Genomic DNA, 26,322 nt, shown 5'->3' with positions numbered 1-26,322 from the left:
TTCGGCTCTGCCTTCCGCGCAGGCGCCTCACTTGACTGTTGTCAAAGGCCGTTCGGGAAATAGCGCAGGAAGATTTCCTGCAGCTTGCCCGTCTCCGCCAGCCGCACAAGCGCGTAGTTGACCGCCTGCGTGAGTTGTGCGGGCTTCTGTCTGAGCATCAGCGACAGGCCCTCCCCGAGAAAATGCTCCGAAAGATAGGGTCCGTCGAACAGGATGCAGCAGGCTTCGGAATCCGGGCTGGCAATCCAGAAGGGCAGGCTGAGCCCATCGCCGAAGACCGCATCCACCTTTCTCTCCTTCAGCGCCGTCAGCATGTCGCCACGGCTGGCGAAAGAGACAGGCTTCACACGGGGGAAAAAGCTCTTCAGCATCTCCTCATGCACCGTTGCCTGGATGACACCGACAGGCCGGTCGACAAGCGCGAGCGCCGCGGAACCGGAGAGAGCAGCCGCCTTGCTGGCCGCAAAGCGGGCGGGAATGGTGAGATAGGGTCTCGAGAAGTCGAAGCTCTGCCGCAGCTCCGCATCGACCGAGATTCCCGCAGCCACGGCCTCCCCCTGCCCCTCTTCCAGCGCCTTCTTCAGGTCGGCGAAGGGCATGACCTGCAGCTGGCACTTGGCTTCGATATCAAGCTCGCGGCAGATCTCGCGCACCAGATCAATGTTGAAACCGGACAGGCGATCGGTCTGATCGACAAAGCTGAATGGCGGAAAATCCACTGTGGTGAGAACGCGAAACCGCGGCAGCGCCGTGAGGTCCGGCTTTGCCAGGCGCTCAGCGGGATCGATGAGAAGTGGAATTTCCACCGTCTGGACCGCCTGATCCGGCTTCGGCGCATTCTGGGCAAGGCCTGTGCCGGCAGCAGAGCAGGCCAGCAAAAATCCCAGACCTAAAGAGAGGGTGCGGCATCTCCAATACGTCAGATCTGTCAATTGAAAGCCCTTCTGCGCACACCTACGGTTACCGAGATCCGGCTGGGCGCGGCGCTCGCACTCCATATGAGCGCCAGTGAAAGCGCGCTAGCATCATAGCCGGCTGCAGACGGGGGTTTATCAGCTTGACGGATGCAGGGGAATATCCGCTCGACATCGAAGGCATCCGCCTTTCCGCGCCTGTGGATCCTCCGGTGCGGCTTCCTCAGCCGCATCCGCCACGTCAAGACCTGGAGACCCTCGCGCAGCCCGGACAGGATTCGACGGATGTCCTTCCCATCATCGACGTGCAGAGCGAAGAGGCCGCACTCCTGTCGCTCGGCTTTGCCAGGCCGCTCATCCTCGCCATGCGAGACCGGGCCCGGATGCATGGCACGACGATCGAGCGGGAATTGCTGCATTCAGGCTCCGTTTCGGAAGATGCCTATTACGGCGCCATTGCGCGTGCCATGCGTCTTCCCTTCATCGATGAGATTGCGGCGGCGGCGGTTCAGGACATCGACTTTCTCGACAGCCAGCTGGTCACGCCGCGGCAGGTTCGCATCAACCATCCGGATCGCGCACCGCAGATCGCATTGGTCCCGGAAGCGGCGCTTCTGGCGGATTTCTCCGCCCGCCTCCTGCAAGGGCCGCAGCTTGCGCAGCAGCTGGTGATCACGACGCCTTCGGCGATCCGCAACGCCGTCTGGGCCGCCGGGGCGCAGAGGCGGGTCAAGCACACGGTGGCGCATCTCTTCGACCGCCAACCGCACCATTCCGCCCGCATCGTCGCCACCGGATGGCAGGGCTGGATGGGCGGATGCGCCGTCACCGGCCTGATTGCCCTCCTCCTCGTCTATCCTGCCGGGGCTCTGCAAAGCCTGCATGCGGGCCTCTCGCTGGTCTACCTCTCCGCCCTCATCATGCGCCTCTGGGCAGTGGGTCAGAAGCGGCCGGCCGTTCATGCAGTCGATATGCCCGTCTCACCGCCGCTTCCGGTCTATACCATCATGGTTGCGCTCTACCGCGAGGCCGGCATGGTGGCGCAGCTGGTGGCCAATCTCGAGCGGCTGGATTGGCCCCGGTCCCTCCTGGACATCAAGCTTGCCTGCGAAGCCGACGACCGCGAGACGATCGACGCGCTGAAGGCCATGGCGCTGCCACCCTATTTCGACATCGTCGAAGTTCCTGCCTGCCATCCGCGCACGAAACCAAAGGCCCTTACCTATGCGCTGGCCGGCGCACGCGGCGAGTTTCTGACCATTTACGACGCGGAAGACAGGCCGCATCCACAGCAATTGCGGGAAGCCTATGCGCGTTTCCGCTGCTGCGATGAAAACGTGGCCTGCCTGCAGGCGCCGCTGATCATCGCCAATCTTGATGCCAACAGCATCAGCACCATGTTCGCGCTGGAATATGCAGCGCTGTTTCGCGCCATGCTGCCCATGCTCGCCAATCATCGTTTGCCGCTGCCGCTTGGCGGCACTTCGAACCACTTCCGCACGCAGGTGCTGCGGGATGTCGGGGGTTGGGATCCGTTCAACGTGACCGAGGATGCCGATCTCGGCCTTCGCCTCTACCGGCTCAATTACCGCGCGCAGACGCTGCGCTGCCAGACGCTGGAGGATGCCCCGCTTGTCTGGCGCGTCTGGATCGGCCAGCGCACGCGATGGTTCAAGGGATGGCTGCAGACCTGGCTGGTCATGACGAGGGCACCGGTGCTCTGCGCGCGCCAGATGGGCCTGCGCGCCGCCTTGAGCTTCCACCTGCTGATCGGCGGCATGCTGGCCTCCGCCCTGCTCCATCCCCTGATCATCGCCTTTGTCATAGAAGCCGGTTACCGGGCAACAGTCCTCGGTCTGGGGTCCCTGCCATTCGACAGCCTCGTTCTTCTCTGCGTCGATGCCGCCAATGTTTCCGGCAGCTACCTGATCTTCCTCAAGCTCGGGATCGGCGCCATGATTGCAAGGGAGAGGCAAATGCTGGGCTGGCGCTGGATCAGCGTGCCCGTGCACTGGTTCATGAGCTCCTATGCCGCCTGGCGGGCACTGAACGAACTGCGGACGGACCCGTTTTTCTGGAAGAAGACGCCGCATCTCCCAACCAATGGGGTCATGGGAGACGCCATCAGCAAGAGCCAGAGGGATTGCGCCGCAAATACCGCCGCATCTGGTTCAAAACCGATGGATGTCAAGAAAACTATAAGTTCTGACAGGGGAATTCTTGGGAGACGCTTACTTAAGTTTGAACTAATCTTTAAGCGCTGACCGGTAAGGCTGAGGTGGTAATCAATCGAAAAGGCACCTCTCCATGAGCATTCGCAGCAAGATCTTCGCCGTCGTCGCGGCGATGGCGTTCGTTGCAGTTTCCATCGGCGCAATCTGTACCTACACCCTGGCCGCCTATGATGGCCATGTCACCGAGTATGAGCTTGCAGCGAAGCGTGCGCAGTATGGCGAGCACCTGAACCGCATCGTGACGGCGGTCGTCATGGAATTGCGCGGGGCCTACAATGCCGAAAACGCCGAGGTGGCCAAGCCTTTCGCCGCCGGCGCGGTAAAGCAGCTGGCCGAGCTGAATACGCTCGTCTCCGACTGGTCGAAGATTGTCGCTGCCGATCAGAAGACCGATTTTGACGAGCTGGCGCAGACCGCCGCCTCCTTCACCGTCTTCAGGACCGAGACGGCGAGGCTCGCGACCGAGGTTGGACCCGAGGCTGCCAATGCTCATGGCAATACCGATGACAACCGCGCCAACCGCAAAGCCTTCCAGAAGGAAATCGACGATGTCGTGAATGCCGACAAGGCAAAGCTGGCCGGCTTGTCGCAATCCATGGATGAGTTCCAGGCGACGGCATTGCTGATCATCATCCTGGCAACCGTCGTGGGCGTGGTCGGTGGTGCGGGCGCGGCAATCTATGTCGCGACCTTCAAGATCAGCCGGCCCATCGTTCAGGTCACCAAGGTCATGGGCACGCTTGCCGATGGCGACTACAGTGTTGAGGTTCCCTTCACCGGCCGGTCGGACGAGATCGGTGCCATGGCGGCGGCTGTCAATGTGTTCAAGCAGAACGGCCTGGACGTTCAAAGGATGAACGCCCAGGAAACGGCCATGAGAGTGAAGAACCAGGAGCTGCAATCGGGGCTGGCGACCGTCGTCTCTTCGGCTGCCGACGGCGATTTCTCCAAGCGGATCACCAAGGACTATGGCGACGAAAACCTCAACCAGTTCGCGCGCAACGTCAATCAGCTGGTGGCCTCGGTCGAGATCGGCGTGACAGAAACCAGCCGGGTGATGAAACTTCTCTCCGGAGGTGACCTGACCCAGTCCATGCAGGGCGAGTTCCGGGGCGTGTTCGACGAGCTGAAGAAGAACGTGAATGGCACCGTCGCTCATCTGGAGCGGACGATCCAGGACATCCGCTTTGCAAGCGACAGCCTGAACGCCAACAGTGCGGAACTGCGCAATTCCTCCGACAGTCTTTCCAAGCGGACGGAACAGCAGGCCGCGGCCCTGGAAGAATCCTCTGCCGCGCTGGACGAGATCACCGCCGTGGTGCGCAATTCGACAGATCGTGCTCAGGAAGCAAACAAGATGGTCGGTGAGGCCAAGGCGCGCACCGAACAGTCCTCCCGCATTGTGACGGACGCCATCAAGGCCATGGCAGACATCGAAAACGCCTCGCGCGAGATCACCCAGATCATCAATGTCATTGACGAGATCGCCTTCCAGACGAACCTGCTCGCGCTCAATGCCGGCGTTGAAGCCGCCCGTGCCGGCGAGGCGGGCAAGGGCTTCGCGGTGGTGGCCCAGGAGGTGCGGGAACTGGCCCAGCGCTCGGCTACCGCTGCCAAGGACATCAAGAACCTGATCACCAAATCGGGAGAGAGCGTGCAGGTGGGCGTGGCTCTGGTCGAGCAGACGGGCAGCTCCCTCACGGATATCGAACGCTACGTGTTGCAGATCAACGAGCGCATCCATTCGATTGCCAATGCATCGCAGGAACAGTCGACAGGGCTGCACGAGGTCAACACCGCCGTCAACCAGATGGACCAGGTGACGCAGCAGAACGCCGCCATGGTGGAGGAGACGGCCGCCGCGACGCACAAGCTGTCTGCCGAGGCGGACAGCCTTGGCCGGCTGGTCGCGCAGTTCAAGATCCGCCAGCAGTCCGTCTTGCGCGCCGTCGATGGCCGCGACCGGCAATCCTCGGCGCCGGCCGTGCATCGCATGACGAGCGCGGTGGCAAGAGCCATGGGCGGAGCGGCTGCCGAACGCCAGGAATGGGCGGAGTTCTGAGCCGCTTCCACGGCGAAAGCAGGTCGCGCGACACCGCGCGGCTTGCGGCGGCGACAGGCGATGCCAAGTGAGGGCAAGGCTGAACGCGTGACGCAGCTATGCGAACGATCCCGTCACGCTACGGACGAACCGCGATAGCAGGCCCGGCCGGCGACATCCGCCTGTCGGGCCATTTCATGAGCTGCGTGGGATCGGAAAGAAAGCCGCCATTCGGCGGGACAAGAATGCCGCTGGAGCGGGTGAAGGGAATCGAACCCTCGTCGTTAGCTTGGGAAGCTACTGCTCTACCATTGAGCTACACCCGCCTGCGAGGCTGAGAACTAGCACCTGGCCTTGGCCCCTTCAAGGGAAAAAACAGATGCGATCAGCCTCGGAAATGCTTGGAGAGCTTCAGGCCCTGCGCCTGGTAATTCGATCCTAATCCGGAGCCGTAAAGCGCCTGGGGACGCTCGAGCATGTGCTCGAACACCAGGCGGCCGACGATCTGGCCGTGCTCCAGGATGAAGGGCACTTCGTGGCTGCGCACCTCCAGCACAGCGCGGCTTCCGGTACCGCCGACGGAGGCATGACCGAAACCGGGATCGAAGAAACCGGCATAATGCACCCGGAACTCTCCCACCAGGGGATCATAGGGCGTCATTTCCGCGGCATACAGCGGCGGAACATGCACCGCTTCGCGCGATACCAGGATATAGAACTCATCCGGATCGAGGATCAATTCGTCGCGGCCGCGGCTGTAGAGCGGTTCCCAGAAATCCAGCACGTCCAGCGCCGCCTTGCGATCGACGTCGATGACGGATGTATGATGCTTGCCGCGATAGCCCACGAGCCCGTCCGGACCTGTTCCCTGGAGATCGATGGACAAGGCAATGCCCGCTCCCGACACATTCGGCGTGTCGCTGGCCACCAGCATCTCATCTTTATGCAGCGCGAGAACCTCTGACTCGGAAAGCAGAGCGTGACCGGTGCGGAAGCGGATCTGCGACAGGCGCGAGCCGCGGCGGACGATGACCGGAAAGGTGCGCGGCGAGATCTCCAGGTAAAGCTGACCCTGGTAACCTGCGGGTATCTTGTCGAATTCCTGAGCGCGATCCACCATCACGCGGGTGAAAATATCCAGTCGTCCGGTCGAGCTCTTGGGATTGGTGGAGGCCGAGAGATCGGCCGGCAGATCGAGGCTCTCCATCAGCGGCACGATATAGACGCAGCCGGTCTCCAGAACCGCCCCCTGCTCCAGGTCGATCTCGTGCAGCGTCAGCCGCTCGAGCTTGTCGACCACCGTATGGTTCGGCCCCGGCATGAAGCTCGCCCGCACCCGCAGGGCTTTGGAACCCAGGCGCAGATCCAGGCTTGCCGGCTGGACCTGGTCCTTGTCCAGCGGCATTTCGCTCTTCAGCCTGCCTTCGTCGAATAATGCGCCGATGGCGCGATCTGCCAGAATGCCCGCGTTGCGTTTCATTGACCCGTTCCTTTGACCGCGCGACAAAAGCAAAAGCGGGGAATTGACGCAAGCGCCGCGGGGGCGTATGGCAGGATTATCCCGTGGTGATTTGGCCGGTCGGCTTGCAGCCACGTTAAACAAGTGGCTAAAAGGACCGGGTGCGAAACCGGTCCGCTTTGCGACCGGTTTTTTTGTTTCGAGGTGGAAACACGCAATGAGCAAGACTTGGCGCCCGGCAACACAACTCGTCCATGGTGGAACGCTGCGCTCGCAATATGGCGAGACGTCCGAAGCCATCTACCTGACCCAGGGTTTCGTCTACGAGAATTCTGAGGCAGCAGAGGCTCGCTTCAAAGGCGAGACGGATGGCTTCATCTATGCCCGTTACGGCAGCCCCACCAATGACATGTTCGAAAAGCGCATGATTGCGCTTGAAGGCGCCGAAGATGCCCGCGCCACCGCATCCGGGATGGCCGCCGTATCGGCCGCAATTCTCTGCCAGGTGAAGGCCGGCGATCACATCGTGGCCGCCCGGGCGCTTTTCGGCTCCTGCCGCTATGTGGTGGAAACGCTGGCGCCCCGCTACGGCGTGGAATGCACATTGGTGGACGGTCGCGATCTTGCCAATTGGGAGGCGGCCATCCGCCCGAACACCAAGGTGTTCTTCCTTGAAAGCCCCACAAATCCGACGCTGGAAGTGGTGGATATCGAGGGCGTTGCCAAGCTCGCCAACCAGATCGGTGCGAAGCTTGTGGTGGACAATGTGTTTGCGACGCCGCTCTTCCAGAAGCCGCTTGAGCTCGGCGCCCATGTGGTCGTCTATTCCGCCACCAAGCATATCGACGGCCAGGGCCGCTGCCTCGGCGGGGTGATCCTGTCCGACAAGGCATGGATCGACGAGAACCTGCACGACTATTTCCGCCATACCGGTCCGGCCATGTCGCCGTTCAATGCCTGGACGCTGCTGAAGGGTCTGGAGACCCTGCCCCTGCGCGTGCGTCAGCAGACGGAAAGCGCTGCGAAGGTCGCCGACGTGCTGGCAGACAGTTCCAAGGTCGCTCGCGTGATCTATCCGGGCCGCAAGGACCATCCGCAGGCGGATATCATTGCTAGGCAGATGAGCGGCGGCTCAACCCTCGTCTGCTTCGAATTGAAGGGCGGGAAGGATGCCGCCTTTGCGCTTCAGGATGCACTGGAGGTGATCAAGATCTCCAACAATCTCGGCGATGCCAAGAGCCTGATCACCCATCCGGCCACAACGACGCACAAGAACCTGACGGATGAGGCACGTGCCGAACTGGGCATTTCCGCCGGAACGCTTCGGCTGTCCTGCGGTATCGAGGATGCCGATGACCTGATCGAAGATCTGGAAGCCGCGCTGTCGCGCATTTCCGCCTGAGACCGGACGGCCTGTCGTCCAGCCCGCGCAATGGCCAGGCTTGAAGGGAAGAGCCGGGGAGCAGACATCTCGTCATTCCCGGCTGGAGACAGCCGGCCTTGCGCCGGCACCGAATGCTTTCGCTCAATCCGCCACCGCCCTGCCCTCTCCGGCGCCAGGCAGGCGTTGCATTTCTTGACCTTGCGGCCAAGGTATATGATATGCCTTATGGATTAGATGAAGGTATCGGCATGTATCGTGCGCTAACCAGAGATATCGAGGTCGTCGTCGAACCTTACTATCTTGCGGACCAGTCGGATCCGGAAGAGAGCCGCTATGTCTGGGGCTATCGCATCGTCATTTCCAATCATTCCTCGATGACCGTACGGCTCGTGCATCGCTATTGGCACATCACCGATCAGAACGGCATTGTGGACGAGGTGGAAGGCCCGGGCGTGGTCGGCGAACAGCCCAGGCTGAACCCCGGCGACACCTATGAATATTCGTCCGGCTGCCCGCTGGACACGCCCTCCGGCATGATGTTCGGCCATTATCAGATGGAAAATGATGAGGGCGAGACCTTCATCGTGACCATTCCGGCCTTTTCGCTCGATTCACCCGGACTGGCACGGGTTCTCAACTGACGGCTGGATGTTGCCCGATCAGGCTCTCCCGGCCGCAGGAATCGTTCATGACCTGCGCTATCGGGCAGGATCATGAACGATCTGTTGCGACCGGCGAATGCGTATCGGCGGTTCAGGCGGTCTGAAACTCCGTCACATCATAGCGATAGGTGGTGGAGCAGAATTCGCATGTCACGGCGATCGCTCCCTCTTCCTGGCTGGCTTCGATATCTTCGGCGGAGAAACCTTCCAGCACACCCTTGATCTTCTCGCGCGAACAGCTGCAGCGGTCCGCCACGCTCTGCGGCTCGTAGATCCGCACGCCGCGCTCGTGGAACAGCCGATACAACAGTCGCTCGATCGCCACCTGCGGATCCGTCAACTCGTCCGTATCGACGGTTTCGATCAGCATGCGCGCTTCCGACCAGCTGTCATCCTCGGAGTGATGATGCTCGCCTTCATCGCCGTCCCCGCCATGCAGGTCCGGCTGACGCATGCGTTCAGGTGCCTGCGGCAGGAACTGTGCGAGAACGCCACCGGCGCGCCAGTTGTGACGCGGCCGTCCCTCTTCGTCACGATCGAAGAGTTCGGCAACGCCCAGCCGCACCTTTGTCGGGATCTGCTCCGACTGGCGGAAATAGACGCCGGCGATCTCCTCCAGCGACGAGCCGTCCAGCGGCACGATGCCCTGATAAGGCTGCATGCCATGGCCCTGATCAATGGTGAAGGCCAGAACGCCCTGACCGAGAAGCTCCGGCGGCTCCGTCTTGCCGAGCGCAACGGCATTGGCAAGCGCCTCCTCGTCGAAACGGGCATAGGCGCGCATGCTTTCCGGGCTGCTGAAATCCGCCACCAGCAGATCCACCGGTCCATCGCCCTTCGTCTGGACGGTGAACCGGCCCTCGAATTTCAGCGAGGTGCCAATCAGTGCCGTCAGCACGATGGCTTCGGCCAGAAGCCGCGCAACCGGCGCCGGATAGCTGTGCCGGCCGAGGATGGAGTTCAGAAGCGGACCCAGTTGCACGGCACGGCCGCGCACATCCAGCCCTTCGATCTGAAAGGGAACGACATGGTCATCACCCGCCAGGGTGAGATCGCTGATGTCAACAATGGCCTCTGCCATGATGTGCTCCTTCGCGCCGTATAAACCCTTTTCGCACACGCAAAAACCAAGCGGAACCGCTAAGCCGCGCAAACAAAGCCGACGCTGTCTGGTTAAAGCCTCCAAACCCATACGGGCCGGATGCCAAGGATTGAAAGACCGACAGATGGTGACGCGCGCGGGCCAAATCAAGACGCCGGCCCGGTCCCAGGTCAGCCCTTAGGTCAAGCCCCAGATCAGCCCTCAGATCGACCCCCATCCGTCGCTTCCCGAAGCCTTGCCGGGTCCCACCTCACGCGTTCAGACGACGCCGAAGCACCAGGCCAGCACAGACTTCTGCGCATGCAGGCGGTTTTCCGCCTCATCGAAGACCACGGATTGCGCGCCGTCGATCACTTCGTCGGTCACCTCCTCGCCGCGGTGGGCGGGCAGGCAATGCATGAACAGCGCGTCCGCTTTCGCCCTCTTCATCAGTTCGGTATTGACCTGGAAAGGCTGGAAGATGTTGTGGCCGCGCGCCTTGTGCTCCTGGTTCATCGAGACCCAGGTATCGGTCACCACCATGTCGACATCGCTGACGGCGCGTTCGGCATCATGGCAGAGCATGATGTCGCCGCCATTGTTGCGCGCCCAGTTGAGATATTTGTCGAGCGGCTCGGACCCAAGCGGCACGGCCATGTTCATGCGGTACCCGAAGCGGGCCGCACCTTCGATGAAGGAATGCAGCACATTATTGCCATCACCCGTCCAGGCGAAGGTCTTGCCGGTGACAGGGCCGCGATGCTCCTCGAAGGTCAGGAGGTCGGCCATGATCTGGCAGGGATGGGTCTCGTCCGTCAGACCGTTGATGACAGGCACGGTGGCATGTTCGGCCAGTTCGAGCAGACGGCGGTGATCGGTAGTGCGGATCATGATCGCATCGACGTAGCGCGACAGCACCTTGGCGGTATCACCGATCGTCTCCGCGCGTCCCAGCTGCATTTCCGTGCCGGACAGGAAAAGCGTCTCGCCGCCCAGCTGGCGCATGCCCACATCGAAGGATACGCGCGTGCGGGTGGAGGGCTTCTCGAAGATCATCGCCAGCATCTTGCCGGCCAGCGGCTTGTCCGCCGTTCCGGCCTTCAATGCGCGTTTGCGGGTTTGCGCATCGTTGAGAATGGTGCGCAGGTCCTCTGACGAAACGGTCGAGAGGTCGAGAAAATGCTTGGGTGATGCCATGATCTTTTCCATCCGGGGCGCCGTCCGGCGGCCCGCTTCTCCTAGAGGCGGCGGTCAGGCCGTTTTCTTCAACTGTTCGCTTTGGAGCTTGGCCGCGGCACGCTCGATACGCGAAAGCCCCTCGCGCGCCTCGTCGGCAGTTACCACCAGCGGCGGCAGCAGACGTATGACATTGTCGCCCGCCGGCACGCCCAGAATGTGCTCGTCACGCATGGCGGCCGCAAGATCGGCAGCCGGCACGCGCGCCTTGATGCCGAGCATCAGGCCTTCGCCGCGGATATCCTCGATGACATCGGGGAAGCGGTCCTTCAGCGCCGCAAGACCCTGGCGGAAGACCAGCGCCACGTCATTGACGTTTTGCAGGAAACCCTCTGCCAGGACAATGTCCAGCACGGCATTGCCCACGGCCATGGCCAGCGGATTGCCGCCATAAGTGGTGCCGTGGACGCCGGGCTTCATGCCGGATGCAGCCTCGGCTGTCGCCAGGCAGGCGCCGAAGGGAAAGCCGCCGCCAATGCCCTTGGCCACGGCCATGATATCGGGCGTGACGCCGGACCATTCATAGGCGAAGAACCGGCCGGTCCGGCCGACGCCTGTCTGGACCTCGTCGAAGATCAGCAGGATGCCATGTTCGGCGCAGAGGGCCCGCATTTCCCGCAGGAATTCCTTGGACACGACGCGAATGCCGCCTTCACCCTGGATGGGTTCGATCAGCAGCGCTGCCGTGTGATCCGAGATTGCCGCCTTCAGGGCAGCCATGTCGCCGAAGGGAATTTGGTCGAAGCCGGGCGCCTTGGGGCCGAAGCCTTCCAGATACTTCTCCTGCCCGCCTGCGGCGATCGTCGCAATCGTGCGGCCATGAAAGGCGCCTTCGAAGGTGATGATCTGATACCGGTCCGGCTGGCCCTTGGCATAATGATAGCGGCGCGCGGTCTTGATCGCGCATTCCAGCGCTTCCGCACCGGAATTGGTGAAGAAGACCTTGTCGGCGAACGTCGCCTCGACCAGACGACGCGCCAGCCGCTCCTGCTCCGGAATTTCATACAGATTGGACAGGTGCCAGACTTTTTCGGCCTGATCCTTCAGCGCGCTGACCAGATGCGGATTGGAGTGACCGCAGGAGGTCACGGCCACGCCGGCACCAAAATCCAGATATCGCTCGCCCGTTTCCGTCACGAGCCATACTCCCTCACCGCGCTCGAAGCGCAGGGGAGCCCTTGCAAACGTGTCGAAAAGCGCAGCTTCAGCCATGACGACGCACTCCTTCAGGCGATCTCTCAGGAACCTGGCGACCAGGACCGCCAGAAATCAAAAATGCCGCCTCAGCGGGCGGCCGGCGCACTATCCGCATTTCGGCGGGACCTGTCAACAAATGCGGCACATTCCAGCGGCTTTCAGGCCTTTGGCGCGACCGCTGCCCGATTGGCGGACAGCGCCATTGGTATGTGACAAAAAAGACTCTATCGGGAAGCAAGTTGGGGAAAACCCGAAAATCGATTCGCGCTGATTCGAGCGACTCTTGTCAGCGAGTCCACCGCCCATTAGGTTAAAGATCAATTACTAGACTGCATGCGGCGGAACTAGTCACCAACAGTATAGATGTAGTATGCGCGGCGAAGCCCCTTCGCCGTAACGGTGAGAGATTCTGTCTTGCTGGTATGCTCATGGCGGAGAGACAGCATGAACTGGAATGACGAACGCGTCGAGAGATTGAAGCGGCTGTGGGCGGAAGGCCTGAGCGCGAGCCAGATTGCCGCGCAATTGGGCGGCGTTAGCCGCAATGCCGTAATCGGCAAGGTGCACCGGCTGAACCTGCCCGGCCGCGTGAAGGCGGGTGGCAACACGGCCCAGCCGCGAACTCAGAAGCGCCCGACGGCTTCCCCTCGCCCTTCCACCTTCAATGCGCGTTCGACCGCCGCTCCGCAGAGCGCCGCCGCCCGCCCAATCACCCGCGCGGCGGGATCTGCGGCGTCTCGAGACGAGATCGAGATCGGCCTGGTGGAAACCGTGGCCGCTCCGACGAGCGGTGTGGTTCCCATGGCGCGCCGTCTTGCGCTGACCGAACTTACCGAACGCACATGCAAATGGCCCGTGGGCGATCCGCTGAAGGAAGATTTTCATTTCTGCGGCGCGGAATGCGGCGACAGCTCGCCCTATTGCAAATATCACGCACGGCTCGCCTATCAGCCCGTGACGGAGCGGCGCAAGGCTGCCAATTCGGTCGCTCGCGCCTGATATCCGGCCTCGGCTTGCTGCGCGATGGCTGGTCCTTGCGCATGACCCAGGCTCAGCGCAACGTCTGGTCTGAGAGGCGAGGCATCCGGCTCCGGGCGATGTCCGGCCAAATGCTGATGTCCTGCGGACGGTGGTCCGCAAGACCCCTGACGGCCGGCCCCGGGCAGTGCGATCGGCTGCCAGGACCTGGCGGAGGGGATGAAAGGCGCATTGCATGCTCGCGCCGGAAGCATGAGCGCGCATTTGATATTCCGGAAATGCCGCCGCTTCGCGATGAGAGGCCGAGCCCCCACCACGGCGCAGGTATCTGGATGCGACAGCATCCCGGGCACGCAATCTCCATCCCTGATCTTTTGCTTACACGAAGCGCGATCATGCCTTAGTCGAGCATTCGCATTTTCAGCAATCACAGGTCCAGCAACCACATATCGAGCATCCGAGCTGAGATCCGACAGAAGCGGACCTATGAGGCTCGGTCGTGCAGGGCTCGGTCATGCAGAACCAGTCACGCAGGCTTGGTGGGGTTGGCCCGGTCATGCAGGCTTTGTCAGGCAGGCTTGCTCATGCAGGCCCAGTCACGCAGGCTTAGCCAGGTTGACTTGGTGAGGTAGGCCCGGCCAAGTCGATCAGAGAGGCCAGGTCATTGCAGATCCCGCCTGTGACAGCCGTTTGCCCATGATCCCGACATGAAAGCCGCTAATGGCCGCGACGGATCACCGCGCCGACACCGGTGACGACCGTGACGACCGTGACGACGCCATTGGCCGATCGGCAGGGCACTGTCATCCTCTCTGCCCTTCACCGCCGCGATCCCAACCGGATCGAGAGCCGGCTCAGGCTTCCATGGAATAGCCTGCGCCGCGCACGGTGCGGATGACATCCTGCATATTGGAGAAGTTGAGCGCCTTGCGCAGACGTCCGACATGCACATCGACCGTGCGTTCGTCCACGTAGATATCGTGGCCCCAGACTCCGTCCAGCAGTTGCGACCGGGAAAACACCCGGCCTGGCGAGGCCATCAGGAATTCCAGAAGCCGGAATTCGGTCGGCCCCAGGCGCACTTCGCGGCTCTTGCGATGCACACGATGCGTTTCGCGATCAAGCTCGATATCGCCGCAACGCAGGACGGAGGAGAGCACTTCCGGGCGCGCCCGGCGCAGCATGGCCTTCACCCGCGCCATCAGCTCCGGCGTCGAGAAAGGCTTAACCACGTAATCATCGGCGCCGGTCGCCAAGCCTCGCACCCGCTCGCTCTCTTCGCCGCGCGCCGTCAGCATGATGATCGGCAGGCGCTCCGTTTCCGGACGCATCCGGAGCCGGCGGCACAGCTCGATGCCGGAGACGCCCGGCAGCATCCAGTCCAGGATCAGAAGATCCGGCAGGCGCTCCTGAAGCCGGATTTCCGCTTCATCACCCCGCAGGATCGTCTCCACCTCATAACCTTCGGCCTCAAGGTTGTAACGCAGGAGCACGCTCAGCGCTTCCTCATCCTCAACAACCGCAATCTTCGGCAGCATGTCTTACACATCCTTCACATTGGCAGCCGATCGCAGCCTTATTCGGCAACGGCACCCAGCATGTTCGACGTGTCATCCTTCGGGCGCTCGCCCTCCGGCGCCGCACCGGTGGCGATGTAATAAATGGTCTCGGCAATGTTCGTGGCATGGTCGCCGATGCGCTCTATGTTCTTGGCGCAGAACAGGAGATGCGTGCAGGTGGTGATGTTGCGGGGATCTTCCATCATATAGGTCAGGAGTTCGCGGAACAGCGAGGTGTACATCGCATCGATTTCCTCGTCGCGCTGGCGGATCGCCTCGGCCTTCTCCACCGAACGGCTGGAAAAGACGTCCAGCACTTCCTTCAGCTGTACCAGCGCCAGATCCGAGAGATGCTCCAGCCCCCGCGCCAGCTTGCGCGGCACGCCCGTGCCCTGAACTGCAATCACCCGCTTGGCAGTGTTCTTGCCCAGATCACCGACCCGCTCCAGATCCGAAGCAATGCGCAGGATGCCGACGATCTCGCGCAGATCGCCCGCCATGGGCTGGCGGCGGGCGATCGTCACGATCGACTTTTCCTGGATCTCGCGCTCGGCATGATCGAGAATCACATCGTCCGAGATCACCTTCTGAGCCAGGGCGCTGTCAGAATTCACCAGCGCACGCACCGCATCGGAGCACATCTGCTCCGCAAGCCCGCCCATTTCCGATATGCGGCGGTTCAGATATTTCAGGTCCTCGTCAAAGGCCGAGAGGATATGGGTGGGGGACATGATGCTTCCTCGGGAATAGAGTTGATCGGCAGGCTTCAGGCGAAGCGAAAGGCCTCAGCCGAAACGGCCCATGATGTAATCCTGTGTGCGCTGATCGTCTGGATTGGTGAACATCTTGTCGGTGTCGTTCTCCTCGACCAGCAGGCCCAGATGGAACATGGCGGTGCGCTGGGAGACGCGCGCCGCCTGCTGCATGGAATGGGTGACGATCACGATGGTGAAATTCGTCCGCAACTCGTGGATCAGCTCCTCCACCTTGGCCGTGGCGATCGGATCGAGAGCCGAGCAAGGCTCGTCCATCAGGATGATTTCCGGCGATACGGCAACCGCGCGGGCAATGCACAGACGCTGCTGCTGGCCGCCGGACAGACCGGTGCCCGATTCATGCAGGCGATCCTTCACTTCATTCCAAAGCCCCGCCTTCTGCAGGGAGGATGCGACGATCTCGTCGAGGTCTGACTTCTTGCGCGCAAGGCCATGAATGCGCGGGCCATAGGCCACGTTCTCATAGATGGATTTCGGAAACGGATTGGGCTTCTGGAAGACCATGCCGACCTTCGCCCGCAGCTGCACCGGATCCACCTTGGGATCATAGATGTTCTCGCCGTCGATGAGGATATTGCCTTCCACCCGGCAGCTGTCGATCGTGTCGTTCATCCGGTTGATGCAGCGCAGGAAGGTCGACTTGCCGCAACCCGACGGACCGATGAAGGCCGTGACCGAGCGCGGCCGGATTTCGATATTCACATCGCGGATCGCTTGCTTCTCGCCATAAAAGACCTGGACGTTGCGCGCGGAAATCTTGGAGTCGATCATGACTGCTGCCTTCGTAGTCGTCGTATTCATCGTTGATATATTGTTCATCATCAGGAATTCTCCCTCTACCAACGACGCTCGTAGCGGCGACGCAAGATGATTGCGGACAAATTCATCAAAATCAGGAAGACCAGCAAGACGATGATGGCACCGGAGGCACGTTCGATGAAGGCCGGGTCGCCACGCTGGGTCCAGTTATAGACCTGGACCGGCAAAGCCGAGGCCGGGTCGAAGAAGCCTTCCGGCGGTCCGGCCGGATAATCGCGGACAAAGGCCACCATGCCGATCAGCAGCAGCGGCGCTGTCTCTCCCAGCGCCCGGGCGAGACCGATGATCGTGCCGGTCAGGATGCCGGGCATGGCCAGCGGCAGGACGTGATGGAAGATCGCCTGCATCTTGGAGGCGCCGACGCCCAGCGCCGCATCGCGGATCGACGGCGGCACGGATTTGAACGCCGCGCGCGTGGCGATGATGATGGTCGGCAGGGTCATCAGCGTCAGCACCAGACCGCCGACGATCGGCGCCGATTGCGGCAGGCCGGCGAAATTGATGAAGGCGGCCAGGCCCAGAATGCCGAACACCACGGAGGGAACGGCCGCCAGATTGGCGATATTGACCTCGATAATATCCGTCAGGCGGTTCTGCGGCGCAAATTCCTCCAGATAGATGGAGGTCGCGACCCCGAGCGGCAGCGACAGGACCAGGACGATCAGCATCATGTAGATCGAGCCGACAATGGCGACGCCGAGGCCGGCGGCTTCCGGACGCGTATCGGAGGCATCCGCCGCGGTGAAGAAGCCCCAGTTGAAGTGATTGGTCAGGATGCCGGCAGATTTCAGCTTGTCTGCCAGGATCAGCTGGTCGGGCGAGATGTTGCGGTCGAGCTGAGCGCTCTCCATCGTCACGCGGCCCTTGTAATAGCCGTCGATGCGGCCCGATGCCAGGAGATCGAAGGAGACGGTGGTGCCGATGACCGAGGGATCGGCCAGCACGAAATTGCGCAGCGTTGCCGGCGCTTCCTTGGAGATCAGGTCGCCGGCCGCCTTGACGCTCACGCCCTCTCCCTCGATGCCCTTCTCCTTCATCGCCGCGGCCAGGGCGGCGTTGATCAGCGGCGCATAGCCGAAGGTCGTGACCTTGGCGATCTCGGCCGGGTCACGCGTGCCGGCCTTGTCGAGCTTGGCGGGATCCAGGAAGACATCCAGCCGGATATAGGTCTGGCTGAAGGAGGAGACGCCGTTCGACAGGATCGACCCGAGGAGGAAGAGCAGAGCGAGGATGCCGATCGTCACCCCGGTCAGGCCCATCATGCGGAACCTTACCTCGGATGCATTGCGGCGGCGGGTCCGATCATCCAGCGTCAGAAGCGATTTGGGGGTGGAGGCCGGCAGGGCGGCGGTGTTGGAAACGGAGAGATCGGTCATTCGTACTGCTCCCGGTATTTGCGTACGATGTAAAGGGCGAGCACGTTCAGCCCGAGCGTAAAGGTGAAAAGCGTGAGACCCAGCGCGAAGGCCACCAGCGTTTCCGGGCTGGAAAATTCGGAGTCGCCGGTCAGCTGGCTCACGATCTTCACGGTCACGGTCGTCATGGCCTCGAAAGGGTTGATGTCGAGCTTGGCGGCGGCACCGGCGCCGAGCACGACGATCATGGTTTCGCCGATGGCACGGCTGGCGGCAAGCAGAATGGCGCCGACAATGCCCGGCAGCGCCGCCGGCATGACCACCTTCTTGATGGTTTCCGATTGCGTTGCACCGAGGCCGTAGGAGCCATCGCGCAGCGCCTGCGGCACCGCATTGATGATGTCATCCGACAGCGAGGAGACGAAGGGGATAATCATGATACCCATGACCAGGCCGGCCGTCAGAACCGAGGAGGACGAGGAGCCGAGGCCGAGCGGCTGGGCAAAATAATCGCGCAGGAAAGGCCCGATCGTGACCAGCGCGAAGAGACCGTAGACAATGGTCGGGATGCCCGCCAGCATTTCGATGGCCGGCTTCGCAATGCTGCGCAGCGACCGGCTGGCATATTCGGAAAGATAGACGGCGATCATCAGACCGATGGGAACGGCCACCAGAAGCGCGATGAACGAGACGTAGAATGTACCCCATAGCAAGGGCAGGATGCCGAGCTCCGAACCGCCGCGAAATTGCGGGTTCCAGACCGTGGAGAAGAAGAAGTCCTTGGCGGGATAGATCTTGAAGAAGGAAATGGTTTCGAAGACCAGCGAGAAGACGATGCCGATCGTCGTCAGGATGGCGATCATCGACGAGCCGATCAGGAGCGACTTGATGAAGCTTTCGCTGACATTGCGGGCCCGCATCAGCGGCTGGATGCGCCGGTAGGCGAGCGCACCGAGTACCAGCGATACGCCGAGCACCACCACCATCATCAGGAACGTGCCCGTCTTGCTGCTGGCGCGGTAGCTGCGCGCCGCCTCGAAGACCACCGGCGGCACATCGCCCGCAAGCGCGATCCCGACTTCGGCAAGCCGGCCGCGCACATTGTCGCCATCCGCGGCAATCCGGTCCAGCCCCTCTTCGCCAAGCCCGCCACGCGTCAGGACGGCATCGAGGCCATCGGCAATGCGGCGCACATCCGACATGACCAGGCTGCGGGCCCCGCCATCCGGAATGACGCTGTCGGGGATCATGCCGCTCACGTGGTTCTCGATCACCACGGGCTGAACGAGCACCCAGATAATGAGGACGAGGAAGGCAGGAACCGCGGTGAAGAGCGCCACCATCTGGCCGTAATAGCCGGGAAGCGAATGAAGCTTGACGCCACTTTGCGCAGAGACAGACAGGGCCTTTCGCCTGCCGAAACCGTATCCCAGCGCGGCGAGCGCCAGGAGAACGAGAAGAATGACGCCAACGCCCATATGCCCCTACCTTCTCCAAAAATCCTAAAAAAACCGACGGCGCGTTCGCCGCGCCGTCTGCTGTGTCAAATGATCAGTTCAGGGCGCCCATCGGCTTGCGAGCCTTGACGGCTTCCTGGGTCTTCTTCAGTTCCGGATCGGAAACCAGACCGTAGGCGGCGAGCGGACCGTCTGGGCCGGCCATCTCGTCGGAGACGAAGAACTCGACATAATCCTGCAGGCCCGGAATGACGTCCAGATGCGCGTTCTTCACGTAGAAGTAGAGCGGACGCGATACCGGATACTTGCCGGCAGCAATGGTTTCGACGCTCGGCTCAATGCCGGCCATGGTCGCGACCTGGAGCTTGTCGGTGTTGTTCTGGTAGAAGGACAGGCCGAAAACGCCGATGCCGTTCTTGTTGGCATCCACACGGGCCAGGGTTTCGGTGTAGTCACCGTCGATATCCACCGATACGCCGTCCGTCCGCAGGGCCGCGCAGGACTTGGTCGCTGCCGCCTTGTCGCCGCCATTGGCCGCCATCAGGGCTTCATAGGTGCCGTTTTCCTTGCAGCCATCGACGATCACCTTCTCATCGAAGACTTCGCGCGTGCCGTGCTTGGTGCCGGGAATGAAGGCCAGGATCGGCTGCTCCGGCAGATCGGCGCGTACGTCCTTCCAGGTCTTGTTCGGATTGTCGATGACCTTGCCGTCCTTGAGGATCTTGGCGGCCAGGGCCTGGTGCCAGTCAGCCTGGGTGAAGGCGAATTTCGCGCCCTTGATGTCCGAGGCAAAGACGATGCCGTCGTAACCGATGCGGACTTCCTGGATCTCGTTCACGCCGTTCTTGGCGCAGAGTTCGATATCGGACTTGGTGATGCGCGACGAAGAATTGGCAATATCGATGGTGTTTTCGCCCACGCCTTCGCACAGCTTCTTACGGCCGGCGCCGGAACCGCCGGATTCCACGACCGGGGTCGGGTTCTTGCTGTTCTCGCCGAAGGCTTCGGCGACGATGGAGGCATAGGGCAGAACCGTCGAGGAGCCAGCAATCTGGATCTGATCGCGTGCAACGGCAGCTCCGGCGAAAGCGACGGACGCCACGAGGGCTGCCGCGGAAAGTTTCACGATGTTCATTGTATTCTCCCGGTAGGGCTTGTGTGAATTCTGCTGCACCAGCTCTCGCTCTCGCCGGTGCTCGGCCCGCTTCTCTTAGCCGTCCTAGCCACACCCTTTTATGTCAGTTCAATGAAACATTTGTGACAGCTTAAATAGTTGAAACCGATCGGTATTCTGGAATGCGTTTGCGCGTGATCCTGGCTTAGTGTCAGAAACGCACGGTGAAGTCGGTGCCCTTGCCGATTTCCGATTTCACGATCAGCCTCGCGCGGTGGCGGGTGAGGATGTGCTTGACGATGGCAAGGCCGAGGCCGGTGCCCTTTTTGGAGCGGCTATCGGCGACGCTGACCCGGTAGAAGCGCTCCGTCAGGCGCGGAACATGCTCTGCCGGGATTCCCGGGCCGCGATCCACCACGCTCAGTTCCACGGGCCGTCCCGGTTGGTCGTGGCGCAGGTGGATCTCCACCACCTTGCCGTCCTGCCCGTATTTGCAGGCATTTTCCACGAGGTTCTCGATGACCTGCACCAGTTCGTCGCGGTCCCCGATCACCTCCACCTTGCCTTCTGGCAGATGCATGCGGATATCGACGCCCAGATCGTCGGCAAGCGGCTGCAGCGCATCCCGCACATGGCCAATCAAAGGCACCAGATCCACCCTCTGGCTCGGCGCAATATGGGCTTTGAGCTCCAGTCGCGACAGCGACAAAAGATCATCGACGAGGCGGCTCATCCGCGTTGCCTGGTCGAGCATGATGGCGAGGAAACGTTCATGCGCGCCGGGATCGCCCTTGGCCGGGCCCTGCAGGGTCTCGATAAAGCCCCGCAGCGAGGCAAGCGGCGTGCGCAATTCGTGGCTGGCATTGGCCACGAAATCGGATCGCATCCGGTCGATCCTGCGCAATTCCGAAATATCCTTGGCGGTCAGGGCGAAAAGCCGGCCCGCGCCATCCTGCCGCGGGTTTTGCGAGGCAATCGGCGCAACCCGGAGAATATAGACGCGCTCGGAGGGATGACGCTCGGAATGCTCGATCTGATTGGCCTGTCCGGTGGCGATGGTTTCGCGAACCATATCGAGAATGCCCGGCGAACGCAGGCGTGCCGAGAGATGCGAGCCCGGCTCCATGGCCTCGAAGGCACGCTCGGCCGCACTGTTCTGGAACAGGACCTGTCCTTCCTCCCCCAGAAGGATGACCGGAAGGTCGAGCGCCGCATAGGCGTCGCTGACATCCGACAGCGGATCGCGGTCCGGCAGCGGCGGCGGCGGGAGCGTATTCTTGTCCTGCTCCATCGGCATGGCGGGCGATAGAAGCTGGCAGATCATGATGAGCAGCCAGCCGGCCGCCACGAAAAGCGGATTGATCTCGGCAGCCAGGGCCAGCGCCGCCAGAAGCGTGGCCGCGGCCACGACCAGCCAGCCGCGCCACAGCGTCTGGCGAATGCTTTCCTTCTCACGGCCCAATGCCATTGCAGATCCTCCACGGCCACAGCGCCCGCCAGCTTCACGGCCCGGCCCCTTGCCCGATCGGGCGGCCCGGTTTCACGGCAAGGCTTGACGGGCGGTGATATAACCGCTGCATGACAGATATACATCGCCAGCAGTGAATATGAGACGAAATTTGGCGCCTGGGTGTTTTTCTCGACAGCCGGAAAATATTCGGCGCATTCTTTCTTGGAATGCGGATCGGCGATCCCAGTTTGGTAAAGGCAGAGAAACGGCCAGGGTCGCACCAAAGAGGAGTGGAATGCATGGGCAAAGTGGAAGCGAAGGCCGATCGGACGATCGAGCTGGAGATCGGCGGCACCAAGCGCGCCTTCGATATCGACGATCCCAAACTCCCGGATTGGGTGGCGGATGCGGCGCTTTCCTCCGGTGGCTATCCCTACCCGAAGAAGCTGGATGGCGACACGTATGATGCGCAGTTGAAGGCGCTGCAGATTGAGCTGGTCAAGGCGCAGACCTCTTTTCAGGCAAGCGGCCGGAGGCTGATGGCCCTGTTCGAGGGGCGCGATGCCGCCGGCAAGGGCGGCTCCATCTTCGCCATCCGCGCCTATCTCAATCCCCGTTCGGCCCGCGTGGTCGCCTTGACGAAGCCAACGGAGACCGAGGCCGGCCAATGGTATTTCCAGCGCTACGTATCGCATTTCCCGACGCGCGGCGAAATCGTCCTCTTCGATCGCTCCTGGTACAACCGGGCCGGCGTGGAGCCGGTCATGGGCTTCTGCACGCCGGAGCAGCACCAGGTCTTCCTGAGGGAAGCGCCAGTCTTCGAACGGCTTCTCGTGGATGACGGCATCCATGTCTTCAAATTCTACCTGAACATCGGCCGGGAAATGCAGCTGAAGCGCTTTCACGATCGCCGTCACGACCCGCTGAAGGTGTGGAAACTGTCGCCCATGGATATTGCCGCGCTGGGCAAATGGGCCGATTACAGCCGCTATCGCGACGAGATGCTGGAACAGACGCATACGCCGGACGCGCCCTGGACCGTGGTGCGGGCAAACGACAAGCGGCGGGCGCGCATCAACATCATCCGGCACCTGCTTTTGTCCATCGACTATGAGGGCAAGGACACCTCCGTCATCGGCGAGATCGACCGCAAGATCCTCGGCTTCGGACCCGACGGCTTCGCCTGACGGACAAGCCCTTCCGGCGGCCTTCCGGCTTTGCCGCCCGCACGACAAAGGACTGTGCGGCCAAGGCAGCCCTGGACAAACGGTTACTGGCCGGGCAGGACGCGGATCGAATAGAGCAGGATAGGCTTGCTGCCGCCCAGAATATCGCTGTTGACGTAAAGGCGGCCGGGCTGGGTCGGCGCCAGCGACCGGTCGAAGGTGACGCGGAACAGGCTGTCGGCACGTTCCTGCATCGACATCACGCGGTGGCGGCTGCAGGTTCCGAGGCTTGAGAAATCGCAGCGCACCGCCAGTTGCACGGCCGTATCCCCCACCGCCTGCAGCGTTAGCGCGATCGTGGAGGTCTTGCCGGATAGTTCCCGCAGCACATCCACCGAGACCGGAATGGCCACATCGCCGGTCTCGCCCGGCGAGCGGGATGTTATCCGCAATGCCGGCCCGTCCGCCATTGCGACGATTTCCGTGCTCGCATCCTGTCCGGGCCTCACTTCAACCTTGCCATCCGGCGCATAGACCTCGATCCAATCGGCCGAGAAGCCCTGTTGCGGATTGAAGACCTCTCCCGCATGGCCGGAGAAATCCTCCTCCTGGACGGATGGCGGTGGATTGGGCACGCTGGTATCGCGCTGGGCATCGGTCAGGAACAATCCGCTGGTGAAGGCCCACCAGGAGGCCAAAGCAAGGAAAGACAGGAGCGTGACCGAGATGAAGAGACGGGAAATCAGGCCGCGCCGCCGGCGCTTTCGCTTTTCGCCGGGCACCTGCGGGGCATGATCCGAATTGGCGGGACCTGCAGCCCGATCGTCTCGCCGTGCCTTGCGGGACCAGCGCCTGCGCGCGGGCCCGGCAGCAGAGGATTTGTCGGACCGGGCATCGCCTGGGGCGACCAGCCGGTCCGAGGCAGCGTCGGCGCGCATTCCGCCAAGCGCCCCGCTTAGCGCCGAAGGATCGACGCCGGCATTGCCGCCTCCCTGTGAGTCGCGCGTCTGTCCGCCGAGGCGGCCCGTCTCATCGGCACCGGCCGACAGAGTGGACGCCACCGGCGGAGCAATATCCGCCCGCAAATGGCCATCGTCGAATCTGCCCTGCCCCGCAAGATCCTGCGCATCGGCCCGCCCGTCACTCCGCCCGTCAGAACGGCCGGCCGGCACGGCCGCCAGGGCTGCCTTCTGCTCGGCGGCGCGCTGACGCTCCTCCAGCTCGATCTCGCGGATCTTGTCCTCCAGCCGGCGCTGCTGGCTGTCGACGATCTGCGGATCGGTGATATCCTGTTTCTGCAGGCCGGCCTTGAGCGCCTGGCGGGCGGACTGATAGATGCGGGCGCGCACCTGCGGATCGTCCCGCTCCGAGCGTTCCAGCGCATTTCTGATTGCCGTTTCCAAACCGCTCACGAAGCTTCCTTTTCCTGGCTGCGGTGCCGTATCTCGTCCGTCTTGTCTCGTTCGTTTTGTCTCTTGCGTCCTGCTCTGGGTTAACCTCTGGCGGGCAGAACTGCAAGCATATGACTTTAAGGGTCTTTCGGCCGGGAAAAGAGCGCCATGATGGCGGCGGCGCCACAGATTTCTCAAGGCCTTGGCAAATGCGGGCTTGAAATCCCATCTCATTATGTGTATCAGCCGCCTCACACTGCTGGACCGCAAGGGTTCGGCACGGGCCGCTTTAGCTCAGTCGGTAGAGCACATCATTCGTAATGATGGGGTCAGGTGTTCGAGTCACCTAAGCGGCACCATTTTTCCTTCTGATTTCCCTTCAAGACAAGCTGATCGGCTCCGTTCGCGGTCGCTCTCTATAGCATGCGACTGCTCCGGATATGCGACTGCTCCGGCCGAGCCCGCTTTGCGTCCGGCACCGCTTCCACGCGAATTGCTGCCCGGGCAATCGCCCCTGTCATCGAACAGGAGGAAAAACTTCATCCCGCCATCACAGATCCGTGGCCGATCCATCACAATCGGCCGCTAGAAAGCCCTCGATTTCCGTGCGTCCTGGCGCGGAACGCAATCATCGTGAAGACGAGGGATCCGTCATGAAGCGCATTGTTGTGAAGACCCTGCTGGCCGGGCTGCTGGCGGCAACCGCCCTGGGTGCCAGCCCGGCACTCGCCGACAAGACCCGGTTCGAATTCTGGTACGGCTTTACCGGCGATCTGAGCGACCGCCTGCAGGACGCGTGCAAGAAGTTCAATGAGCACCAGACGGATTTCGAAATCGCCTGCATCTCGCAGAACAGCTATGAAGAGACGCTGCAGAACACGATCGCCGCCTACCGCGCCAAGAAGCAGCCGGCAATCGCCCAGATCTATGATGCCGGTACACTCGACATGATGCTGTCGAAGGCCTTCATCCCGGCCAAGGCCCTGATGGCCGATAACGGCTATACGATCGACTGGGGCAACTACTTCCCCGGCATCGCCAATTACTATGCAACCGCCGCCGGCGAATTGCAGTCCTTCCCCTTCAATTCCTCCACGGCGATGTTCTATTACAATATCGACGCTTTCCAGAAGGCCGGCATCACCTTCAAGCCGGACACCTGGGAAAAGGTGGAAGAGGCGGGCCTGAAGCTCAAGGCCGCCGGCTATGAATGCCCCTTCGGCTTCAACTTCGACCCCTGGCAGATGCTGGAGCAGTTCTCGGCCGTCCACGACCAGCCGATCGCAACGCCGGCCAATGGCTACAAGGGCCTCGATGCCGAACTCGTCTTCAACAAGACCAAATTCGTCGACATGGTCAAATTCATCAAGAAGATGCAGGATGAGAAGGTAGCCGTGACCAAGACCAAGCAGCTCGGCATGGACATCGACACGGCCTTCTCCTCCCAGACCTGCCAGATGATCATGACCTCGATTGCCGGCCATGGGACGATCGGCAAGACCATCGCCCCCGGCACGCATTGGGATGTGGCCATGCTGCCGGTCTTCGAGGGCACCGAACGTCACAAATCGCTGGTTGGCGGAGCCTCGCTATGGGTCATGGCCGGTCGTCCGGCCGCCGAGTACAAGGGCGCCGCTGCCTTCCTGAATTTCATCGCCCAGCCGGACATGGCGCAATGGTGGTCGACGGTGACCGGCTATATCCCGGTCACCAAGACCGGCTTCGAGGCCATGAAGAAGAACGGGTTCTACGACAAGGCGCCCTATAAGGGCCGCGAACGCGCCATCGAAAGCCTCACCTTCACGCCGCCTTCCGACAATACCCGCGGCATCCGGCTGGGAAGCTATACCCAGATCCGCAAGGAGGTCTCGACCGCGCTGGAAGCGATCTTCATGCAGAATGCCGATGTGCAGACGCAACTGGATCAGGCGGCCGAACGCGGCAATGCCATTCTGCGCCGCTTTGAGAAGACCTATGCCGGCCAGACGCTGAACTGAGACCGCCTGCCGATCCCCCTGGCCGTGCGGCAGAGGCCGTAAAGGCCAGGGG

Annotated in this window: 20 protein-coding genes, 2 tRNA genes and 1 riboswitch; of the genes, 8 read left to right on the top strand and 14 right to left on the bottom strand. The window is 62.0% G+C overall.

Annotation, left to right across the window (positions count from 1 at the left end; all coding sequences use genetic code 11):
• Positions 1-41: 41 nt before the first annotated feature.
• Positions 42-932, bottom strand: a complete 891-nt coding sequence (locus QTJ18_RS24050) for a transporter substrate-binding domain-containing protein (protein ID WP_252753697.1) — start codon at positions 930-932, stop codon at positions 42-44.
• Between the two features lie 125 nt (positions 933-1,057).
• On the opposite strand from QTJ18_RS24050, the gene QTJ18_RS24045 reads away from it, so the two are divergent.
• Both QTJ18_RS24045 and QTJ18_RS24040 read left to right on the top strand, forming a co-directional pair.
• Positions 1,058-3,178, top strand: coding sequence for a glycosyltransferase family 2 protein (locus tag QTJ18_RS24045; protein ID WP_252753696.1), 2,121 nt, complete (start codon positions 1,058-1,060; stop codon positions 3,176-3,178).
• 43 nt (positions 3,179-3,221) lie between these two features.
• Positions 3,222-5,210: a methyl-accepting chemotaxis protein gene (locus QTJ18_RS24040; RefSeq protein WP_301557798.1), complete on the top strand. Its 1,989-nt coding sequence runs from the start codon at positions 3,222-3,224 to the stop codon at positions 5,208-5,210.
• 231 nt (positions 5,211-5,441) lie between these two features.
• On the opposite strand, the gene QTJ18_RS24035 is transcribed toward QTJ18_RS24040, so the two are convergent.
• Both QTJ18_RS24035 and QTJ18_RS24030 read right to left on the bottom strand, forming a co-directional pair.
• Positions 5,442-5,515: transfer RNA gene (locus QTJ18_RS24035), tRNA-Gly, on the bottom strand.
• Between the two features lie 59 nt (positions 5,516-5,574).
• Complete coding sequence (locus QTJ18_RS24030; protein ID WP_252753326.1) at positions 5,575-6,669, bottom strand: 2'-deoxycytidine 5'-triphosphate deaminase; 1,095 nt, start codon at positions 6,667-6,669, stop codon at positions 5,575-5,577.
• A 73-nt stretch (positions 6,670-6,742) separates the two neighbouring features.
• Positions 6,743-6,821, top strand: a riboswitch (SAM riboswitch).
• A gap of 44 nt (positions 6,822-6,865) precedes the next feature.
• Between QTJ18_RS24030 and QTJ18_RS24025 the strand changes: the two genes are divergently transcribed.
• Together QTJ18_RS24025 and apaG are read left to right on the top strand one after the other, a co-directional pair.
• Positions 6,866-8,050, top strand: coding sequence for an O-succinylhomoserine sulfhydrylase (locus QTJ18_RS24025; RefSeq protein WP_252753327.1), 1,185 nt, complete (start codon positions 6,866-6,868; stop codon positions 8,048-8,050).
• A gap of 230 nt (positions 8,051-8,280) precedes the next feature.
• Positions 8,281-8,673: a Co2+/Mg2+ efflux protein ApaG gene (gene apaG, locus QTJ18_RS24020; RefSeq protein WP_252753328.1), complete on the top strand. Its 393-nt coding sequence runs from the start codon at positions 8,281-8,283 to the stop codon at positions 8,671-8,673.
• Between the two features lie 112 nt (positions 8,674-8,785).
• Here the strand turns inward: apaG and QTJ18_RS24015 are convergent, their stop codons facing one another.
• The 3 genes from QTJ18_RS24015 to QTJ18_RS24005 all read right to left on the bottom strand — a co-directional run bounded on the left by QTJ18_RS24015 (position 8,786) and on the right by QTJ18_RS24005 (position 12,223).
• On the bottom strand, positions 8,786-9,775 hold the full coding sequence (locus tag QTJ18_RS24015; RefSeq protein WP_252753329.1) for an Hsp33 family molecular chaperone: 990 nt from the start codon (positions 9,773-9,775) through the stop codon (positions 8,786-8,788).
• Positions 9,776-10,054: 279 nt separating this feature from the next.
• A complete protein-coding gene (argF, locus tag QTJ18_RS24010; RefSeq protein WP_252753330.1) occupies positions 10,055-10,972 on the bottom strand; it encodes an ornithine carbamoyltransferase in 918 nt (305 codons plus the stop codon).
• A gap of 54 nt (positions 10,973-11,026) precedes the next feature.
• Complete coding sequence (locus tag QTJ18_RS24005) at positions 11,027-12,223, bottom strand: aspartate aminotransferase family protein (RefSeq protein ID WP_252753331.1); 1,197 nt, start codon at positions 12,221-12,223, stop codon at positions 11,027-11,029.
• Positions 12,224-12,652: 429 nt separating this feature from the next.
• Between QTJ18_RS24005 and QTJ18_RS24000 the strand changes: the two genes are divergently transcribed.
• Positions 12,653-13,207 (top strand): GcrA family cell cycle regulator, encoded by a 555-nt coding sequence (locus QTJ18_RS24000; protein ID WP_252753332.1) that lies wholly within the window; start codon positions 12,653-12,655, stop codon positions 13,205-13,207.
• Between the two features lie 833 nt (positions 13,208-14,040).
• On the opposite strand, the gene phoB is transcribed toward QTJ18_RS24000, so the two are convergent.
• The 7 genes from phoB to phoR all read right to left on the bottom strand — a co-directional run bounded on the left by phoB (position 14,041) and on the right by phoR (position 21,734).
• On the bottom strand, positions 14,041-14,724 hold the full coding sequence (gene phoB, locus QTJ18_RS23995; RefSeq protein WP_165215781.1) for a phosphate regulon transcriptional regulator PhoB: 684 nt from the start codon (positions 14,722-14,724) through the stop codon (positions 14,041-14,043).
• 38 nt (positions 14,725-14,762) lie between these two features.
• Positions 14,763-15,476, bottom strand: coding sequence for a phosphate signaling complex protein PhoU (gene phoU, locus QTJ18_RS23990; protein ID WP_252753333.1), 714 nt, complete (start codon positions 15,474-15,476; stop codon positions 14,763-14,765).
• Between the two features lie 54 nt (positions 15,477-15,530).
• Positions 15,531-16,322 (bottom strand): phosphate ABC transporter ATP-binding protein PstB, encoded by a 792-nt coding sequence (gene pstB, locus QTJ18_RS23985; RefSeq protein WP_252753669.1) that lies wholly within the window; start codon positions 16,320-16,322, stop codon positions 15,531-15,533.
• 35 nt (positions 16,323-16,357) lie between these two features.
• Positions 16,358-17,716 carry a phosphate ABC transporter permease PstA gene (gene pstA / locus QTJ18_RS23980; protein ID WP_252753334.1) on the bottom strand — a complete coding sequence of 453 codons (1,359 nt, stop codon included), beginning with the start codon at positions 17,714-17,716 and terminating at the stop codon, positions 16,358-16,360.
• Positions 17,713-19,173 (bottom strand): phosphate ABC transporter permease subunit PstC, encoded by a 1,461-nt coding sequence (pstC, locus tag QTJ18_RS23975; protein ID WP_252753335.1) that lies wholly within the window; start codon positions 19,171-19,173, stop codon positions 17,713-17,715. Before pstC ends, pstA begins: the two co-directional genes overlap by 4 nt.
• Before the next feature lie 73 nt (positions 19,174-19,246).
• Entirely contained in the window at positions 19,247-20,287 is a 1,041-nt protein-coding gene (locus tag QTJ18_RS23970) for a substrate-binding domain-containing protein (RefSeq protein ID WP_252753336.1), read from the bottom strand.
• Between the two features lie 190 nt (positions 20,288-20,477).
• Positions 20,478-21,734, bottom strand: a complete 1,257-nt coding sequence (phoR, locus tag QTJ18_RS23965; protein ID WP_252753337.1) for a phosphate regulon sensor histidine kinase PhoR — start codon at positions 21,732-21,734, stop codon at positions 20,478-20,480.
• A gap of 281 nt (positions 21,735-22,015) precedes the next feature.
• On the opposite strand from phoR, the gene ppk2 reads away from it, so the two are divergent.
• Entirely contained in the window at positions 22,016-22,903 is an 888-nt protein-coding gene (ppk2, locus tag QTJ18_RS23960; protein WP_252753338.1) for a polyphosphate kinase 2, read from the top strand.
• Positions 22,904-22,986: 83 nt separating this feature from the next.
• Here ppk2 and QTJ18_RS23955 read toward each other — a convergent pair whose 3' ends face one another.
• Entirely contained in the window at positions 22,987-24,294 is a 1,308-nt protein-coding gene (locus QTJ18_RS23955) for a hypothetical protein (protein WP_252753339.1), read from the bottom strand.
• A 262-nt stretch (positions 24,295-24,556) separates the two neighbouring features.
• Between QTJ18_RS23955 and QTJ18_RS23950 the strand changes: the two genes are divergently transcribed.
• A tRNA-Thr gene (locus tag QTJ18_RS23950) sits at positions 24,557-24,632 on the top strand.
• A gap of 294 nt (positions 24,633-24,926) precedes the next feature.
• Positions 24,927-26,270 (top strand): extracellular solute-binding protein, encoded by a 1,344-nt coding sequence (locus tag QTJ18_RS23945; protein ID WP_252753340.1) that lies wholly within the window; start codon positions 24,927-24,929, stop codon positions 26,268-26,270.
• Positions 26,271-26,322 lie beyond the last annotated feature (52 nt).

Source organism: Rhizobium sp. SSA_523 (assembly GCF_030435705.1).
Lineage (GTDB): Bacteria > Pseudomonadota > Alphaproteobacteria > Rhizobiales > Rhizobiaceae > Neorhizobium.
Note: the sequence above shows the minus strand (reverse complement) of the source record. Positions and strands in the feature narration are given on the sequence as shown.